The following is an 18,092-nucleotide window of genomic DNA, read 5'->3' as shown; positions in this document are numbered from 1 at the left end:
GTCGAACTAGCTTTGAATTCAGAGGCATTGGTCGAAGATTAGTGCCTAGTTTGCTTGGTATCTACCTTTGTCAGGTGTAAACATAAGCATTGCTAGCCCTATCGAGGTATCTACAGCGATGAAATTATCTGTATGCTAGAGCATAGCTATATAACAAGGACACTGTTCCTGTATGTGAGAGTAAACCCTAGAATTATCATGTATAAATAAGACGGACAGATTGATGAAGATCCTTGTTTATCCACATGACATGGCGATGGGTGGGAGCCAGATCAACGCCATCGAGCTTGCAGCCGCGGTGAAAAGCAGGGGTGTTGAGGTTGTCGTCTTTGCTCCTGACGGCATCCTTGTGCCTATGATTCACGAGTTAGGTTTGGAGTACGTACCGACTCCGGTAAATTCGACCTATCTGTCCGCCCGTACGATGGTGCAGCTTGCCAACATAGTTCGGCAACACAGAATCGATCTTGTTCATGCTTATGAGTGGAGACCTATTCTGGAGGCTAGCTTCAGCCCTCATACCCTCTATGGAACGCCGCTTCTCATGACCGTTCTGTCGATGGATATTCCAAAGTTTCTGCCGTCCCATCTTCCTCTTATTGTAGGAACGCGCGAGCTTGGCGAGAAGATAAAGCCACGTGAAAAGCTCTATGTCATCGAGCCGCCGATCGATACGGCGAAGAACTCTTCCTCTGATCAACGAAAAGCCAGAACTCGCTGGGGATTCGATCCACATGAGATCGTGCTTTCAATTGTTTGCCGATTGACGACGGACCTTGGAAAGCTTGAGGGAGTGCTGGAAGCGATTGATGTTGTTGGGCGACTTGCAGACGAGATTCCGGTACGGCTTCTCGTTGCAGGAGACGGCCACGGTTGGAGCGAAGTTCACGATCGGGCGGAAAAGATCAATTGCAAATTTGGGAGACCGCTGATCGTACTAACCGGGACGCTATTTGATCCCCGGGATACGTATGATGCGGCTGATATTGTCTTAGGGATGGGAAGCTCCGCCTTAAAGGGGATGTCCTTTTCCAAGCCCCTTCTTGTACAGGGAGAACATGGATTTTGGCTGAACCTCAACGAGGAGACAGCAACGCTATTCCTGGCTCAAGGCTTCTTCGGATCAGGCGGGAGAGGCGGCGTCGATCTTGAACTGAATTTACGGCAACTCCTCGACGATCGCTCGAGCTGGCCTCGACTTGGGCAACTTGGGCGCGCGCTTGTCGAGGAACATTTCAGTCTTGAAAGCGCCGCTGAAAGGCTCATCGGGATCTATGACGATGTCATTTCTGAGCGCGCAGGATTCTGGCCCAGAGTGCCTTCTCTATTAAGGTCAGCTGCCAGAACAATGAAGTTTCGGGCCGTCATGGCGCGGGAAGCACTTGGCGATATATTCCAGAAGCAACAGATCAGTTCCTAGACCCGGCTGAGCTTAATAGAGAATGCCTTATGAGCAGCGGTGCCTCAATTATGCAAAAGCTTCGAGTCCGGCCCCGTTTAGTCGATACATCGGAGGCAACCGTTACGGTTGTCATCCCTTGTTATAATTATGCATGTTATCTGCCGTCTGCCGTACATAGTGCGCTCAAGCAGACGGGCGTAAGGGTGGATGTCGTGATTGTCGACGATGCGTCGACAGATGACAGTCTGCTCGTTGCAAGTCGACTCTCCTCTGAGAACTCACGAGTTCAGGTTGTCGCTCATAGCACGAATGCAGGTCCCGTGCAGACGTTCAATGATGGACTGGACAAGGCGACTGGCGAGTTTTTAGTGAGGCTTGACGCAGATGACCTATTGACGCCCGGCTCCCTGGAGCGTGCTGTTGCCGTGGCGCGTCACTATCCATCTGTTGGCCTCATCTATGGACACCCCGTTCATTTTTCAGGCGAGAATCTGCCACGTGCGCGCGCTAATCCGTCTTCATGGACGATCTGGCCTGGGCGTCAGTGGCTCTCCGACCGTTGTCATTCTGGTTACAATGTCATTACTTCTCCGGAAGTTGTCATGCGAAAGTCTCTGGTCGATAGGTTAGGGGGGCAGCGGCCTTTAGATCATACACACGACATGGAGATGTGGTTGCGATTGGCCGCGTTCTCCGATGTCGCCTATATCCATGGCGCAGACCAAGCGTGGCACCGTGAACATCCCAAAAGCCTTTCGGCTCAAAAAGTTGATGCGTATCGCGACCTGGTCGAGCGGCACCTCGCCTTCGAAGTTCTTTTTGATGGAATTTCACAGGAGCTTCCGGAACTCCTAGAATTGCAGTCCGCCGCCAAGCGCGCAATCGCAGCCCAAGCGCTAAAGCTTGCGACCCAGGTATTGGACAAGAACCCTGCGGATCACGTTTCTATCAACCGTTTCGTGAATCTGGCCCGCGAGATCGAGCCAGATGTCGAGAGCGTCTATGAGTGGCAAGGTTTAGCTGCCCGGAAGCATTGCGGTCCTATATTGTCTTCACTTCACCCGTTATTCGTTCTTCAACGAATACAACGTCGAGTGACAAACGCTCTCCGTTGGCAAAGATGGCACCGCAGCGGCGTGTTCTGAGGCGCGAAACGCTCTTAGATTCGGTCCGATTTTTGTTCTGTGAGCTTTTAGAAGATAGTTCTCCGGAGCAGCAGGCTTGTCAGGCTCATAAGTCATTGCGGTACACTTTCATCGACGAAATAGCCCGCTGCTCTCCGAGAGGAACAGTGACCGTTTCTTCCAGGAAAATCTCTCCTGATAGATCAGCGAGAGAGTTGCCGCCGACAAAGATCTGAATTGCCCCCTTCTCAAGCCAGTAGCTCCCATCGTCCTGGTGAAAGCCCAGTGCGTTGACGAGAATCTGAAATGTGACACGTTTAGATTGACCGGGTTCGAGAAAAATCTTCTCGAAAGCTTTCAGTTCTCGCAATGGCCGGCTGCGACTTGCTACTGGGTCGCGCGTGTAAAGCTGAACTACCTCGTGACCTTTTTGAGAACCTTCATTCGTCACTTGAACCGACACCTCAAGGATATCGCCCGCCTTGAGGTGTGTCTTTGTGATTTCAGGACGGCTATAAGCGAACTGGGTGTAGCTTAAGCCCCACCCGAAGGGGTACAATGGCGTAATCGCTTCATCGACATACTTAAGCGTAAAGCGATTGTTCTCGAGAGTCGGTCGTCCTGTGGGCAGCCGGTTGTAATACAGCGGCAGTTGTCCGACACTTCTCGGCCAACTGAGAGGTAGCTTGCCGCTTGGGTTTACATCGCCAAACAGGATGTCGGCGAGGGCAGGCCCACCTTCGGTTCCCGGGTACCAAGCCATCAGAACCGAGGGAATTTGGTCGGGAAGTGTCCCGAGCTCTAGGGGACGCCCTCCAATAATCACCAAAGCGATCGGCTTGCCAGCCGCCGCCAGCGCACGAAGGATTTCTTCTTGTTTGCCATTCAAAGCAAGATGGGCGCGAGAAGCCGCCTCTCCTGAAAGATCGGCAGGCTCGCCGAAGACCGCAATCGTGAGATCCGAGGACTTAACCGCTTCAAGTGCTGCCGGGAGCTGATCGCTCGAGTGGCAGACAAGATCGCATCCTATCGCGTGTCTGATCTGGATGCCGGATTGCTCAGCCTTCGCACGAACTCCCTGAAGAATCGATACGCTATCCTGGGCATGGCCACGGGCTCCATGTGGACCAAACTGGTCCAACGGTGCATCTGCGAGAGGGCCGACCACGGCAATGGAGCGAACAGATCCGCTAATCGGCAGAACTTTATTTCTGTTCTGCAGCAGCACAATTGTTTCCTGCGCGACTTCTCTTGCTGCCTGCCGAGCTTCAGCAGATGGAAAAATCGAGTCGACATGCTTAGGGTCAGCATCCGGGCGATCGAAGAGGCCCAGACGCATCTTTGATCGCAAGATACGCCGTGCGGCTTCGTCAATGACGCTTTCAGGTACGCGCCCGGACCGTACCTCTTCGGGGAGGTAGCGAATATAGAGCTCCCCCATCATGTCCATATCGACGCCAGCGAGAATTGCTTTTCGAGCCGCTTCCGCACCATCTTCCGCGATGCCATGACCAATGAGCTCGTTGATCCCGGCCCAATCGGAAGTGACAAAACCGTCAAAGCCCCAACGCTTGCGCAAGACGTCCGTCTGGAGCCAAGCATTCGCGGTCGACGGAACCCCGTTGAGCGCATTGAAGGCAGCCATGAAGCTCACCGATCCTGCTTCCACAGCCGCGCGAAATGGCGGGAGGTAGGTGTCGTACATTTCAGCAGGAGGGATATAGGTAGTATCGTAGTCCCGCCCTCCTTGTGGTGCACCATATCCTGCAAAGTGCTTTGTCGCTGTCGCGAGTCCTCCTTTGGAAAAGCCTTCGACTCGAGCGGCCGTCAAAACCGAACCGAGGTAGGGATCCTCGCCAAAGCCCTCCACAATCCTCCCCCAGCGGCTGTCGCGGGAGAGGTCGGCCATTGGCGCGAAGGTCCACTGGACGCCGATATAAGATGCCTCTCGCGCGGCCCACTCGGATGCAAGGCGCGATAGCCGGGGATTGAAAGCTGCCGCTTCTCCTAAGGGGATCGGGAACTGGGTTCGGAAGCCGTGAAGAATATCCAGGCCGAACAGCACGGGTATCTTGAGCCTTGATTGGCGAGCGGCCGCCTGAGCGCGAGCGATATCCTGGGCGTTATTAAAATTGAGAAGAGCGCCTACGCGGCCAGATGAAATATCATCCCATCGCAGTAATGCCCCGTTGGATACCATATTGAGTTGGCCGATCTTCTCCTCCAAGGTCATGGTTCGAAGAAGATCATTGACCCGCTTTTCGACTTCTTCTTGAGGTTGACCCGCCGCCGGAAAGGCGACTGCGAAGAAGGCCGCGAGACCCAGTCTCAAAAAGGCGAAGAAACCAGTCGACTGCACCATCATCCCCTAGCCTAGGACACAAAAACTTTATCTTGGGAGGATCCCGAACATCCTCTTCTTATGTTAAATAGGGCAAAGATAGGGAATAGCGCTAGCCGCATAAGCTCGGCTAGGAAACTGTTCTGGCTGCGACCTGACAAGGATGCATCCCTTGCCGCTCAATATGGGGCTCCTGCTAGCCGTATCCTGCTGCACGCTGTTTGTTCTGATGGCGGCTATAGGCATGGCTGTCGTCATGGGAGAAACCGAGCTGGCCCTCATTCTCGCCATGGCGCTTTCGGCTGTAGCCTTGGGCAGTATTCTCTTGATGGGCTGGCGCATTGCGAAGCTCACAAGAGTCCAAAACAGGCTGAGAGATCAGCTAGGTCGTCGTGTGACTGTGTTCGAGCAGGACGCTGAAAAGTCGGATCGCCACGAAGAAAGAGGCCAGTCCCCTCGGAAAAAATCACAAGCTGTCTTGAATGAAGGTTATGCATCTTCGGTCCACCGAGTTGATATCTTCAGACATATCGGCGACAGCATCGTTAATGACCTAAACAACCGGCTTATGGTCATTAGTGCGAATATTGATGCCGTCTCCAGACGGATGAGGGACCAGCCTAACCTTCAACGCAAACTTCTCTCGGCTCTCGTTGCAGTGGATCAGGCAGCAGGGCTAGTTGAACGCTCAAGTGCCTTCATCAGGAACAATGGGCCACAGGTTCAAACATTCTGTATCGCGGAGAGGGTCTCTGCCGCCACGATGTTGCTAGGCCGCGTCCTATTGCGCGATGACGTTAAGCTTGAATCGAATGTCGAAGATAATCTTTGGCACGTTCAAGCCGATCCGAACGATCTGGAACTGGCCATCATAGCCTTGTGCCTTATGCTCCGCGACAATCTCAGTCAAGGCGGCACACTTACTCTTGAGGCCCAGAATGTAGATGTATCGAAGGGAACGACTTCCGGGGCAAACCTTGAAGGCGATTTCGTGCGCATCACGATCGCAGCAAGCTCTCTCGGCAACGGGCCGGGTGCTTCGCAGGTGGATGGGGATAGCATCTTCACGATGCAGGATATGGATCTTGCGAGCTGGCTCGAGTTTAACAGTTTTTTCTATTTCTTACAGCCTCTTGGCGGAACGGCTGAAGTCACAACCAGAGGAGAGCAAACTGTCGTTGCAATCTATCTTCCGAGGGCTGTCGCTTCGATCCAGACGCCCTGCTCAGCACGGCAAGATGAGCGGCATGCTGAAGAGCGTGTTGCTGATCATAAGGACATTCTGATCTTTGATCCGGAGATTGAAGTGGCTCTCGCGTCGCAGGCGATGCTTGAAGAAATTGGATACGCGGTGCGCACAGCGACAAGACCAGATCAGCTTATGAGGGCATTAAAGGCCAAAACGCCCGACTTGCTTCTCTTGGATGTGGCCATGACCGGAGCTAAGAACGGCGTTAGGCTTGCGCATGACGTAAGGCAGATTCTTCCAGACCTGCCGATCCTCCTCATCTCCGGGGACACATCCGCAGCGGTAAATGAATTCCCGCTTTTGTATAAGCCTATCGTCAGTCGTGAACTTCAAACTGCAATAGAAAAGCAGATTGCCTCGATGAGCGGAAAAGTTGTCTCGCTTTCGTCACGAAGGTCACGACGCAGTCAATAATGTCATAGATTCGCAGCTGCGGCTTCGATTTTAGCTTTTGATACGGTGGCAGCCTGAGATAATGCCTGAAATAGGCGCTGCTGCTGCTTTTTCCAAAAGAGTAGCTCCGGATGCCACTGAACGCCAAGAAGGAACGCTGCGTTCGGATCCTCAATTGCCTGGACGATCCCGTTCTCGTCTTCTGCGGCGATGCGGAGGCCTTCGCCAAGGCGGTCTACGGATTGATGGTGCAAGGCATTCACTCGGCATGGATTGCAGCCGAGAATTTGGTCGAGTTTAGATTCAGGTAAAATCCGGATGCGCTTCTTCGGAAGGACTGTCCGCATTTTCGGTGCTTGGATATATACTTCATAGATGTCCGTATGCAGCGTCCCTCCCAATGCGATATTGATCATCTGAGAGCCTCGACAAATTCCCAGAACCGGCAGGCTCATCGGTAAAGCCATCTTCAGCAAGCTGAGTTCAAGCTTGTCCCGCTCTGGATCAATGCGCACGTCAGGCAGAACCTTGCCGCCATAAATTTCAGCTCCGATGTCATCTCCTCCACCGATAATAAGCCCCTGTAGCGGTTCTTGAGGAAGAGGCGTCCCGGCCATCAGCCTGACAGCGCGCGCTCCTGCACGTGCAAGGGCGAGGCGATGCATGAGGTAGCTGCGCCAACCACCCACACGCGAAGTTGTCACGCCGATCAAAGGTCGCGTCATGACAGAGCGATATGTTCGACAAGGTCGGCCCAACTTTTGCTCTCTCCTTCAAATGAAAGAAAGACCGAACCGACTGCGTTCAAGTGTTCATGGTCCTCCGCTAGACGTTCCACTGTGACCCATCGGTTCCAATCAGGCGCGATGCTCCAGCCGGCGTCGCTGATCCTCGCGTCTGGCAGACGGTAGTGAAAAGTTGGGCGACCGTTGATCTTTTCATTGGGGAGAGCTTTTCTGACTCTTACGCAATCAAAATGATACAAGAGTGGAAGAAGATCGAGATCGCGGTTCCGTGTTGGATTGGCGATGAGGTAATCGTCTATAAATTCATCGATTTCAGGCCAGTAATCAGGCGACACGATTCGACGCACATAGTCCTCTGGAAAAGGTGCGGCGAAGCCTAGAATATCGCGAGTTCTATCGGGAGCCACTTCCCGGCGTAGCCAGGAGTTCAGAAGAACGAAACTCTTCAGAAACGCAGCCGCCGTGCGAGCGTTTTGCCGCGGAATCTCTGGGTTGAAGTGCAAACCAAAAGCATAGAAAGGGGCGTCCTGGGTGCCTTTTGCACCAATGCCTCGCAAAATGGAGAGGACTTGATCGACTTCGCGAAGTCGATCGAAGGGAATTGGCTCGGTAACAAGCTCACACGGGATAACATAGCTCGCGGCTGAGCCGAACCATGAGGCAAGACGAGGGAGGAAGCCCAGTTTATTATTGTTTGGGCTAGGGTGTAACATCCGGCTGTCAAGTCCGATCGCTATGCTTCCTATGCTGGAACCGTCGAGTCGGTAAGCATGGGGGTCCTCTTCAATAACTGTGCCGCCCAATGCCTTTTGAAGCGTCCGCGCTGTTTCTTCCGCCGAAGGACCCGCAAATTCAACCTCAACCCCAACCGTTCTCGTTTCGCCAGCCTCGTTAAGGAGTGCCGGCGGTAGGGAAAACGCGATTTCGGTGGGTAGCGCCGGTTGCGCCATTGGGAACTCCTGACCAATTGCTCAGGTGAACGAGTGCAGCGCCGGGAGGTTCCGGCTAAATGCAACAATGATCCAGGCGAGAAGGATATGGCTTTTCGGCCGCGAGTCGGGCTAAAAGCACGCCATGAATGCCATTGATATATCAAAACCTGGAAAGTCTGCGTGGAGCGAAGAACTCCGTGCGATGCTCGCCCTGAGTTGGCCCCTCGTCTTGACCAATCTGGCGCAGAACGCGCTCATGACATCCGATGTCATTCTGATGGGGTGGCTGGGATCCGGCGCTCTTGCAGCAGGGGCCTTAGGAACCAATCTTTACTTCGCGTTCCTGATTTTTGGGATCGGATTGGTCAATGCAACCTCTCCTTTGATCGCTGAGGAGCTGGGCCGTAAACGGCATTCCGTTCGAGATGTGCGGCGCACAGTGAGGCAGGGATTCTGGGCGTCTATCACAGTGGCCGTTCCGATCTGGCTTCTGGCTTGGAATGGCGAGACGATGCTTCTCCTGATGGGCCAGGAGGCAACCCTTGCGCATGATGCCGGCATATACATCCGCGCCCTGCAATGGAGTCTGCTGCCTTTCCTGTTTTCCCTTGTTCTGCGTTCGTTTTTATCCGCCCTCGAAAGGCCCGGCTGGGCACTCGTCATTGGTGTGCTGGCAGTTCCGGTCAATTTCGGGGCTGCATACGTCCTCATGCTCGGCAAGTTGGGCCTCCCGGCACTCGGCCTCATCGGTGCCGGGATCGGTACGGTGATTTCAAGCATCTTCATGTTCGTGAGCCTTGCCTTGGTCGTCAGCTGGGACAAGCGCTTACGACGCTATCACCTCTTCGGCCGCTTCTGGCGACCGGATTGGGCCCGATACCGAACTTTATGGCGTATCGGCGCACCGATCGGTCTGACAGTGGCCTTCGAAGTGACGATCTTCAATGCTGCTGCACTCATCATGGGGCGCATTGGAGCCAATGAACTCGCGGCCCACGCGATTGCTCTGCAAATCGCATCGTTATGCTTCATGGTGCCGTTTGGGATCGGTCAAGCTGTAACCGTCCGCGTCGGCCGGGCACTTGGCGCGCAGGACGCCGGCGGCGTGGCTCGTGCCGGATGGACGGCCTTCGTGCTCGGGGTCGGATTCATGATAGTGACGGCGCTCTTGATGTTGCTTGCTCCCCAGCTATTGATTGCAGCGTTCCTTGATATCAGGGATCCCAGCAATGCAATCGTTCTCCAATTCGCAGTGTCGTTTCTGACCCTGGCAGCCATATTTCAATTGGCAGACGGGGCCCAGGCGGTGGGGGCAGGGATGTTGCGCGGTCTGCAAGACACCCGCGTTCCGATGATGTTCGCAGCTTTAGGCTACTGGGGAGTGGGTCTTCCCCTCGGTGTCATTCTGGCGTTTGGAACAAGTTTGCGAGGGGTCGGAATCTGGGTCGGGCTCGCGACGGGCCTTGCGGTTGTGGCGTCGCTTATGCTGTGGCGCTGGTTGCGTCGCGATCGGCTCGGATTGCTGCACCCGGCTCCTCAGGAGGCACTCTCAAGATGAGTGCTGAACTTCGAGAGATCGACAGGTGCGAAGCGCGTTCCTTCCTCCGTGACGCGAACTTCTTCTACCGTCACACTTCTCCAATGGGACAGTTGCTCAAGAGCTTGACGGATCATCTCTTCCGGTGCCGACGCTCCAGATGTCAATCCGATGACCGCAGCACCATCGACAAAGGACAAGGTTAGGTCGCTTGGACATTGCATGAGCAGCGCTGGCAGGCCGCTCTTTGCGGCAACCTCGCAAAGGCGGTTCGTGTTGGATGAATTGCGAGCGCCGCAAACGATAAAGCGATCTGCATGTTGGGCGATAACCTTCACGGCAAGCTGACGGTTATGCGTTGCATAGCAAATCGTTTTTGTGTCAGGCCCTTGAATCCCCGGGAACCGCGCGCGAAGAGCAGCAATGACTTGCCGGGTGTCGTCGACTGAAAGCGTCGTCTGCGTGACGTAGGCGACATCATTGGGATCGGAAACCTCTAGAGCTTCAACCTCGTCGGGGCCGAAAATGACATGGACTGTGCCATCAACCTGACCAAGTATACCTTCGACCTCGACATGGTCCCGATGGCCGATGAGGATCACCTCGCGCCCTGCCTGCACATGCCGCCGCGCCTCCAAATGAACGCGGCGCACAAGAGGACACGTCGCATCCAAGACGTCGAGTTTGCGTCCAGCCGCCTCCTCTTCCACCACGCGGGAGACCCCATGGGCGCTGAAAATCGCGATCGCCCCATCGGGAATATCGGATAGTCTATCGACAAAGACAGCGCCTTTAGCCTCTAAATGCCTGACGACTTGTTCATTATGTACGATTTGATGCCGCACATAGACCGGTCTGTTCGTATGCTCGATCGCATCTTCAACCGCCTTTATGGCGCGCTCGACACCTGCGCAGAAGCCTCGCGGCGCTGCAAGTAGGACCTTAAGAGGGGGAAGGACCGTGGTCACACTGCCTCCATATGAACAGAGTTGTTCTTTCCTGGGAGGTGCCTGCTGTAATCGGCAGAACTTAGAGCTGATATGGCCTCCTCTCCAGATGTCACAGCGCTCTCTATGGTCGCCGGCAAACGCCCGAGCCAGTCACCCGCAAGAGCAAGGTTGAGAAGAGGCCGGACAGGCGTCTGCGGAATGAGGCCTGCACTTTGCCGGATTGTGGCACGCCTTTCCTTGACAAGCTTCGCTGCGGGTTCTTCTCGACAAAGACCGCTCAGGCCCAGGTGCCTCAGAACAGGTACAATTTCTTTCCAGGTTCGCTTTATCAAGGTTCCCGGGTCTTGCTCGATGACCGCGCGGGCCGCGGAAATTGTGACGCTCACATGATCAGAGCGCACGAGAACCCACTGCGCCATTGTCCCAAGGAGCCCGACAAAGCGGGGGCGGGGAGCGCCGTCACAACGGAAATGGATGTTGATGATGGATTCAAACTCTGTGGGAACCGGAATCTTCGGAAGGAGGCGTTGGATCTCCCATGGCGGGAGAGCCAAGATAACTTGATCCTCCGGCCGAAGGATGAGAGTTCGATCGTTGAAAGCAAGTGCGACCGCACGTCCATCAGCCGTGTGTATTTGTCGAAGCCGCTGGCGAAGAAAAATCTTTGCCCCACGCGCTTCAAGCTCATGAGACGCAGGATCCGCAAGATCTTGAGAAAGGCTACGCTCAGCAACGAGCAGCTTTACAGACCCAGGGTACAATAAGCGCCGCAGTACTTCTCCCAAGCGCTGTGAGGACGCCTCTTCAACGGGCGTGTTCAGAACGGAAACAGTCAGTGGTTCCAGCAGATTTTTCAAGATCGGGCGGTTGCCAACCAAGGATTTGACGGGGCGGTCCGTCCTGCTGAATGCAAGCCGTACAAGCAACGGTAGGTCCGAAGCAGATAGGCCAGAGGGGCGTTGCGATGCCAAAAGCCAGGACCATGGAGACAAGCCTACCCGCTCTACCGAGCCAGTCGTCGAGTTATAAAGCGTGATTCCCTCCGGCTCCGGTTCCAGCCAGTGTTTCCTTGCTCCAACTGTCTTCAAGAATGCAAGTGTGCGTCGGTTGGCCGACAGTAGAGCATGTGTGCCGTTATCGTGTTGAAATCCGCCCGAGGTTTGAATCGTTCTGCAACGCCCGCCTATCTGCGGCGCAGCTTCGTAGAGGACCACCCTTCTGCCAAAGGATGTTGCTGAGAGAGCCGCGCTCAATCCCGCGATGCCTGCGCCGACGATGTGGGTTTGTCCAGCCATTAAGCTGCTCCCATAGCACGGCCGAGCAGATAAAGGCGGTCAAAGGTCTTGAGACGAAGTTTGTCCCCGCGTGTTCTCCAGCCGCGCGCTTGTAAGCGCCCTAAGATGCGCCGGTAATTTTCCATCATCAGGATAGCGGGCTTAACGGCTGTCCGATCAATTCGGGAAAGCGCCTCATCGGCTCTCGCGAAGCCGCAACTTGCTTCTGCAGCAAGTCCCTCGCAAAGGCTACAAAAGCGTGGGTCCGCTATCAAAACATGAGCGGGTGCATCTGCCAGACCTGCTTGAGAGAGACGAGACAGGGGGACATACACTCTATCGAGCTTGGCGTCCTCATCGATATCGCGAAGTATGTTGACGAGCTGCAGGGTCTTGCCAAGTTCAATGGCGAAACGCGTTTCTTGCGGCAGGCCGAAAATGTAAATCGACAGCGCTCCAACGGATCCGGCGACCTGTCTGGTGTAGCGCTCCAGGTCGTCTTCGGATTCGAGTCTCACTTGATCGCTGCAGTCTGTCTCCATGCCGTCGAGTAACGTGTGGAACTCGTAGGTCGGTAAATTGAAGTTCGCTGCTGCTCGTTGAAGTTCCCTGCCGACCGGCGACCTAGGAGACTTATGAATGGCATCGATCTCGCGTCGCCATTCATCCAGAAAACGACGTTTCTCATGAGCCGGCATGCCTCCATCTGCAATATCGTCCATACGTCGACAGACCGAGTAAACTGCATAGATCGCGCGGCGCCGTTCCTGGTCCAGGCTCCGCATGGCCACCTGGAAGGAGGAATGCGAGCCGGCAACAGTCGCTGCGACAAGCGAAGCGTCACGATTGAAGGTGTAGTTCAGACTGCCGGCGAGGCCTTTTAGAAATGCAAACCCAGCCTGAAGTTTGCTTGCCGAAACCCGTTGAATAAGCGGATCATGAACTCTCAGCTTTCGATGAAGGGATCTCGCCAGGTCGAGAGTTGCAATACTCTGAGCTCTTAGGCGCGGGTTCGAAAGATGGTTCGGGAGGCTTGCCGCAACATGCAGGAGGTCAGTGATGCGATCCAATACGGCATCAATAATCTGGCGTCGGGGAGCAAGTTGCGATGGATCGAAGAAGATCGCTTCCCCTCCGATCTTTGAGATCCATGTCGCGGGTATGTAAACACGATTCAGTCTCTTCTTGTCAGAAGAAAGATCCTGAAGATGATTCAGGATCTGAAGAGTGGTGCATAGCGCGTCTGCAGGACCGTTTGCTGTATGGCTCTCCTTATGGATCCTTAACAGAAACCGCCCAACTGGATTCGCAGACAGGCGACAATAATCGATCAGGTCATCCCAGTCATTGTAGCGTGAATGAAAGGCATCCTGCTTGAAAGCCTGCAAGAGAGCATACGCCTCTGCAACACCCGTTCCGAAACGCTCATTCACGGCATGGAGTGCGGAAACCTTGGGCTGCGGGCTTCCCGTATCAATTAACGCCGCTTCAAGGTCAGTTAGCCTTTCCAGCTTCTCTTGCGAGGAAAAATGTGGTGAATCCGCGATATCGTCGGCAAATCGGGCAAAGTTGTAAAAGGCCAGCACGGCGCTTCGATGGGAACGTGCAAGGATGAGTGAAGCGACGGGGAAACCCTCATCACTTGGTTGCTTTCCCGCGGAGTCGCTACTGCCTCTCATGAATCACCCGATGCGGATAATGTCGGCCTTTCCATCCTACTTTTCCGACGGCGCCAACTTTGAATAGAGCGCTCCATTGGATGCCTAAGCTCACCAGGATTGTGAGAGGATGAAACGGGATCGACAACATGTTCTCACGGGTCGCCACGGTCACGGCTGCACGGGTGCCGAGCGAGAGAACAACGGCTAAAAATACGAGAATAGATTCTGTATAGAATACGAGAGCGATTGGCAGTACATGCCCGCCGCACAGGAACATCGTCCAGATCGGGAGGCTCACGGGCGTCGCCATTCCCTCATGAGCATTTTTGCTAAAGCCGGCCCACGCCTCTCTAAGATTTGAGTACATCCGGCACGAGGCCAGTGACTCACCTGAAATCAGATCGGTCATGCGCCCTTTGCGACGAAACAGCCGAGCCAATTGAATGCCATCGTGAAGATGGAAGCGAATGGCCTTGTGCCCGCCGACGGCATGATACGCATTTCTTTCAACGCATATTAACTGTCCGCAGGCCGCGCCGAGCCCAGGATCAAGAGATAGCCGCATCAACCCTATGGGTAGGTAACCCAGCAGCACCAGATTGATGGTGGGAACAGTCAGAATTTCGCCAATTGACGCCATGACTTGTCGCGGAACGGCACTGACCAGTGCAGCGCCTGTGGCTTCAGAATGGCCGACGAGGTCGGCCGCGGCACGCGGCGAGATCCGTACATCGGCATCCACAAACAGGAGGTGGGTTCCGCGAGCGGCGAGAGAGAGATGATGGCAGGAGTGGATCTTCCCCGTCCAGCCTTCTTCGAGTGGTGGTGCCGTGAGAAGGCGAACCCGCCTATCTTTAGCACAATAGGCTAGGACAATTTCTGCCGTACTGTCTGTTGAGCCGTCATCCATGACCAAGATTTCGATCGGCACCCCAACACTGGCAAGAGCGGCATCAAGTGCTGCTCCGATGTTTTTCTCTTCATTGCGTGCGGGAATCAGAATGGAAACAAGCGTGCTTTCGGTCGGCCGGTAGCGGGCCGTGCGACGCAGGATCGTCAAGTTCGCCGCGACGAGGAGAGCCGGAATGGCAGAAAGCGCAAGGAGCATCACCTCAAGATAAATCATGTGGACCGGCCCTCATGCGAGGCGTCGAACCGACGTCCATGAAGAGCGGCCATCACGCGGCGCCAGCCGTCGTAAACGCCTCCAATTCCGGCTTTTCCTCCAGCGAGCGACGAGAAGCGTCCCGGATCTCGGCTTTCGACATCGGCGCTCAGACGCTCCATGGTTGCGGCTAAATGCTCCTCGAGGTGTCTCAGTCGCTCCTTGCGCGACATTTGGAGGAGATCATGGCCACGAAGGGAAGGGCCGAAAGCAAGAAAAGCTTCCGGGCCACGCTCGAGCCAAAAGCTATATTCGATCGCCAAGGGCAAGACTTGGCAGCCGGGCGCGAACTCGATCAAACGCGTCAGCCCAGCCTTCAGATCGAGGGGCCTCTCACGGACGTCTGCGAAGCGACCTTGGGCTGTGAGCCATAATGCTCGCTGCGGAGACGATAAAACGACACGACTTGCGTGAAGGAAGTCCGAAGTTCCACGGGAGGTGCCGGGTTGGACTGCGAAAGCTCCAATCCGTCTAAAGATGCCATATTGCTTTAGCATGTCTGCGTCGATCGGAGCGTAGCATTCGTACTTATGGAAAAGTACGTCTGAGCCAATGATATAGACGACGGCGTCCCACCAGGATGAATGGTTGGAATAGACGATGATAGGTCCCTTTGCGGGAATATCGGGAGCCCCCCACTTCGTAAGGCGCAGGGAGTTCATGTGCCGAGCAAAATAGCGGCGCATGTATCGGGCCATGAATTTTGAGATGATGGGCGAACGTTGTTCAACCGGAGATGCTATGCCTGATCCCCAGGGTCTGGCTTCTACGGTTTTGACAGCGTGGTTTTTCAAGAGACCTTCCGCATTGCACTGTTCTTGAGATCTGTGTCCATTGCGTCTGCGGCGATCCAGCCGGACATCATGACCATCGGCATTCCTGGGCCTGGATGAGCGGCCCCACCTGCCAAGTAGAGGCCTCGTACCTGTCGGCTTCGATTGCCTGGCTTGAAAGCGCCCATGAATTTGCCGTGGCTCGCAAGCCCATAAATAGCGCCATTAAGCACTTTGTATCGGTCATGAATGTCTTGCGGTGTGAGATGCCGCTCCATGACGATTCGATCTTCGAGATCTCTCATGCCGGCTGTCCGCTTCAGCTTGTCGAGGATCACCTGGCGATAATGGGGAAACATCTTTGACCAGTCATGATGCGGTCGAAGGTAGGGTGTGTGAACGAGCACATAAAGCGCTTCGCCGCCGTCTGGCGCGACGCTCGGATCGGTCACAGAGGGTGCCGCAATGTAACAGGTCGGATCCGGAGCAGGTTCACCCTGGCGGTAAATATAGTCGAATTCTATTTCCGGATCTTGCGAGAAGACAAAGTCATGGTGAAGAAGGTGGTCGTAGCGCTTCCGCAGGCCGAGATAGAGCACGACTCCCGAGCACGCCGGCTCGAAGTCTTTCTTGGTGTAGTGATCTCCAACCTTGCCCCCGATCAGCTCCCGGTAGGTCCTGATGGAATCCATGTTGGAAATGACGCTATCAAATGAGGTCGCCTTCCCATTTGCGGTCACTATTCCCTTCACTGCTCCAGCCTCTATGAGGAGCTCACGTACGTCCGTACTGGGGCGGATCACAACGCCGAGTTCTTCGGCGAGCTTGATCAAGGCGTCGGCGACCGCGCGGGTGCCGCCTATCGGATACCATACCCCTTCCGCCGCTTGCATATGAGCGATGGCACAGAGCACGGCCGGAGAGCCATAGGGAGATGAACCCACATATTGAGTAAAGTGATCCAGCATCTGCGCAAGGCGCTCATCTTTGACCTTGGAGCGGATTGTGCCGGCAACCGTGGACCCCATGCGCAGAGAGAGGACGTCGCGCAACGTCGCAGGATTCATGTTGGCGCGGAGGTCGATTGTGTCGAAGAGATCTTCGACCGGCTTCCAGAAAAAGAAGCGGTCTGAGATCTTATGCAAGTTCTCGGCGATGTTCTGAAATTTGCGGTATCCGCTCCCCGCTCCTTTGCCTGGAGCGAACCTATCCATGGTGTCCGCCATGGTACCGATATCCTCCACGAGGTCTATTCGCGATCCATCATCGAAAAAGCACCGCCACTGAGGGTCCAATCGGACAAGTTCCAAGTAAGCGGAGAGCTTCCTGCCTGCCTCCCCGAAAATGCGTTCAAGCACACGTGGAACGGTCAGAATGGTTGGCCCCATGTCAAACCGAAAGCCGTCTTGCTGGAGGATGGCCGCCTTGCCTCCAAGCCATTCGTTTTTGTCATAGAGGGTGACACGATGGCCGCGAGCGGCGCTTACGCATGCCGCGGCCAGACCTCCCAGGCCTCCACCGATGACCCCAACCGAGTGTGCCACAAGAGGTCTCCCATGATCCAGCGAGCTCTGAAGCACCGCTTTAGCGTCATTCCCGATATGTTGGTTCTAGGAAGCATGAAACCTAGTTCAAGACATTCGGGTCAGAATGGCGGTCGCCGTGCGCAGATCATCTGTACGGCCTGGCTGCCTGGGGCTCGGATTACTGGATTGAAGCCAACAGCCGCGAGCCGTGGTCTCAGTTTCTCGACGGTGCGCGTATTCCCGCCCCAAACAAGGTTCTTGAGGCGTACGATAACAGATGAAACATCGTGCCCTTCTCTGCCTAGGACGGCCATGAGCATCCAGGCTCCAGGACGCATGGCACGATAGAGACGGGCAATCGCTTCCTCAATGATGCTATCCGGCAGAAATATCTGCGGGACAAAAACCAGATCAAAGGCAGCAATATCCTCAATGTTCTCAACGTATTGCTGCCGGAAACGGACCCGATGCTCGAGCTTTGCGGCTTCAACACGCGCCGCTCCGAGCTTCGCTGGGTGAGGAGCGGGCTCCAAAGCGACCGCCGATAATTGAGGAAAGTTTTCGCACAAGATTATAGAAAGGCCCGCCGCACCAGCCCCGACATCCAGCAAAGCTGCGCCAGGGCTTTCCAGACGTGAGATAAGACCGGGCAAATAGCGAAGCTTAGAAAGTGAGTGTCGCGCCCACATCTGAGTGAGGTCAGCTTGCGCTTCAATGATGGTATCATCCGTATGGGTCCAACCCTCCAGAGTGAAGGATCCTTCTCGGACGCGACGATGGAAGGTTGCGGACTGCAGAAGCGGGGCGCGTAGTGACGCTCGGAACGCTCTGAAATTTTCAGATGCGGTAAACGGAAGAAGAGCCGTTCCCGAGACGACTTGCTCATCATCTTCATAAACCAGCCCAAGGCCGATCAGCAGATCGATGAAATTTCTCACAAGCGGCTGGGGAAGCGAGTGCTTGCGGGCCAAGACGTCAATCTTGATCGGCTCCGACAAGCTTAGGAGTAAACCGCATTC

General features: G+C 55.0%; 14 protein-coding genes. 4 read left to right on the top strand and 10 right to left on the bottom strand.

Annotation, left to right across the window (positions count from 1 at the left end; genetic code table 11):
- Positions 1-223: 223 nt before the first annotated feature.
- Together LJD17_RS20945 and LJD17_RS20940 are read left to right on the top strand one after the other, a co-directional pair.
- On the top strand, positions 224-1,420 hold the full coding sequence (locus LJD17_RS20945) for a glycosyltransferase (RefSeq protein WP_227386140.1): 1,197 nt from the start codon (positions 224-226) through the stop codon (positions 1,418-1,420).
- Between the two features lie 29 nt (positions 1,421-1,449).
- Positions 1,450-2,547 carry a glycosyltransferase family 2 protein gene (locus tag LJD17_RS20940; RefSeq protein WP_319799714.1) on the top strand — a complete coding sequence of 366 codons (1,098 nt, stop codon included), beginning with the start codon at positions 1,450-1,452 and terminating at the stop codon, positions 2,545-2,547.
- 85 nt (positions 2,548-2,632) lie between these two features.
- Here LJD17_RS20940 and LJD17_RS20935 read toward each other — a convergent pair whose 3' ends face one another.
- On the bottom strand, positions 2,633-4,891 hold the full coding sequence (locus tag LJD17_RS20935) for a glycoside hydrolase family 3 N-terminal domain-containing protein (protein ID WP_227386139.1): 2,259 nt from the start codon (positions 4,889-4,891) through the stop codon (positions 2,633-2,635).
- A gap of 220 nt (positions 4,892-5,111) precedes the next feature.
- On the opposite strand from LJD17_RS20935, the gene LJD17_RS20930 reads away from it, so the two are divergent.
- On the top strand, positions 5,112-6,530 hold the full coding sequence (locus LJD17_RS20930; protein ID WP_227386138.1) for a response regulator: 1,419 nt from the start codon (positions 5,112-5,114) through the stop codon (positions 6,528-6,530).
- Between the two features lie 2 nt (positions 6,531-6,532).
- On the opposite strand, the gene LJD17_RS20925 is transcribed toward LJD17_RS20930, so the two are convergent.
- Together LJD17_RS20925 and LJD17_RS20920 are read right to left on the bottom strand one after the other, a co-directional pair.
- Positions 6,533-7,234 (bottom strand): gamma-glutamyl-gamma-aminobutyrate hydrolase family protein, encoded by a 702-nt coding sequence (locus LJD17_RS20925; protein ID WP_227386137.1) that lies wholly within the window; start codon positions 7,232-7,234, stop codon positions 6,533-6,535.
- Positions 7,231-8,205, bottom strand: a complete 975-nt coding sequence (locus LJD17_RS20920; protein ID WP_227386136.1) for an amidoligase family protein — start codon at positions 8,203-8,205, stop codon at positions 7,231-7,233. Before LJD17_RS20920 ends, LJD17_RS20925 begins: the two co-directional genes overlap by 4 nt.
- A 124-nt stretch (positions 8,206-8,329) precedes the next feature.
- On the opposite strand from LJD17_RS20920, the gene LJD17_RS20915 reads away from it, so the two are divergent.
- Positions 8,330-9,745, top strand: a complete 1,416-nt coding sequence (locus tag LJD17_RS20915; protein WP_227386135.1) for an MATE family efflux transporter — start codon at positions 8,330-8,332, stop codon at positions 9,743-9,745.
- Here the strand turns inward: LJD17_RS20915 and ispH are convergent.
- From ispH to LJD17_RS20880, 7 genes are all read right to left on the bottom strand, one after another.
- On the bottom strand, positions 9,724-10,692 hold the full coding sequence (gene ispH / locus LJD17_RS20910) for a 4-hydroxy-3-methylbut-2-enyl diphosphate reductase (protein ID WP_227386134.1): 969 nt from the start codon (positions 10,690-10,692) through the stop codon (positions 9,724-9,726). The genes LJD17_RS20915 and ispH overlap by 22 nt on opposite strands.
- Positions 10,689-11,969 carry a hydroxysqualene dehydroxylase gene (locus tag LJD17_RS20905; RefSeq protein WP_227386133.1) on the bottom strand — a complete coding sequence of 427 codons (1,281 nt, stop codon included), beginning with the start codon at positions 11,967-11,969 and terminating at the stop codon, positions 10,689-10,691. Before LJD17_RS20905 ends, ispH begins: the two co-directional genes overlap by 4 nt.
- Entirely contained in the window at positions 11,969-13,627 is a 1,659-nt protein-coding gene (locus tag LJD17_RS20900) for a squalene/phytoene synthase family protein (RefSeq protein ID WP_227386132.1), read from the bottom strand. Before LJD17_RS20900 ends, LJD17_RS20905 begins: the two co-directional genes overlap by 1 nt.
- The gene (locus LJD17_RS20895) at positions 13,614-14,735 is read right to left on the bottom strand and encodes a glycosyltransferase (RefSeq protein WP_227386131.1); all 1,122 of its coding nucleotides are present in this window, start codon (positions 14,733-14,735) and stop codon (positions 13,614-13,616) included. The genes LJD17_RS20900 and LJD17_RS20895 overlap by 14 nt, the downstream gene beginning before the upstream one ends.
- Positions 14,732-15,460, bottom strand: a complete 729-nt coding sequence (locus LJD17_RS20890) for a lysophospholipid acyltransferase family protein (RefSeq protein ID WP_227386130.1) — start codon at positions 15,458-15,460, stop codon at positions 14,732-14,734. Before LJD17_RS20890 ends, LJD17_RS20895 begins: the two co-directional genes overlap by 4 nt.
- Before the next feature lie 104 nt (positions 15,461-15,564).
- The gene (locus LJD17_RS20885) at positions 15,565-17,091 is read right to left on the bottom strand and encodes a phytoene desaturase family protein (protein WP_227386129.1); all 1,527 of its coding nucleotides are present in this window, start codon (positions 17,089-17,091) and stop codon (positions 15,565-15,567) included.
- 101 nt (positions 17,092-17,192) lie between these two features.
- A complete protein-coding gene (locus tag LJD17_RS20880) occupies positions 17,193-18,044 on the bottom strand; it encodes an SAM-dependent methyltransferase (RefSeq protein WP_227386128.1) in 852 nt (283 codons plus the stop codon).
- Positions 18,045-18,092: the final 48 nt, after the last annotated feature.

Origin of the sequence: Microvirga rosea (assembly GCF_020595095.1) — a bacterium.
GTDB classification, from domain to species: domain Bacteria; phylum Pseudomonadota; class Alphaproteobacteria; order Rhizobiales; family Beijerinckiaceae; genus Microvirga; species Microvirga rosea.
The sequence above is the reverse complement of the archived record's forward strand: the minus strand, read 5'-3'. Positions and strand labels throughout refer to the sequence as shown.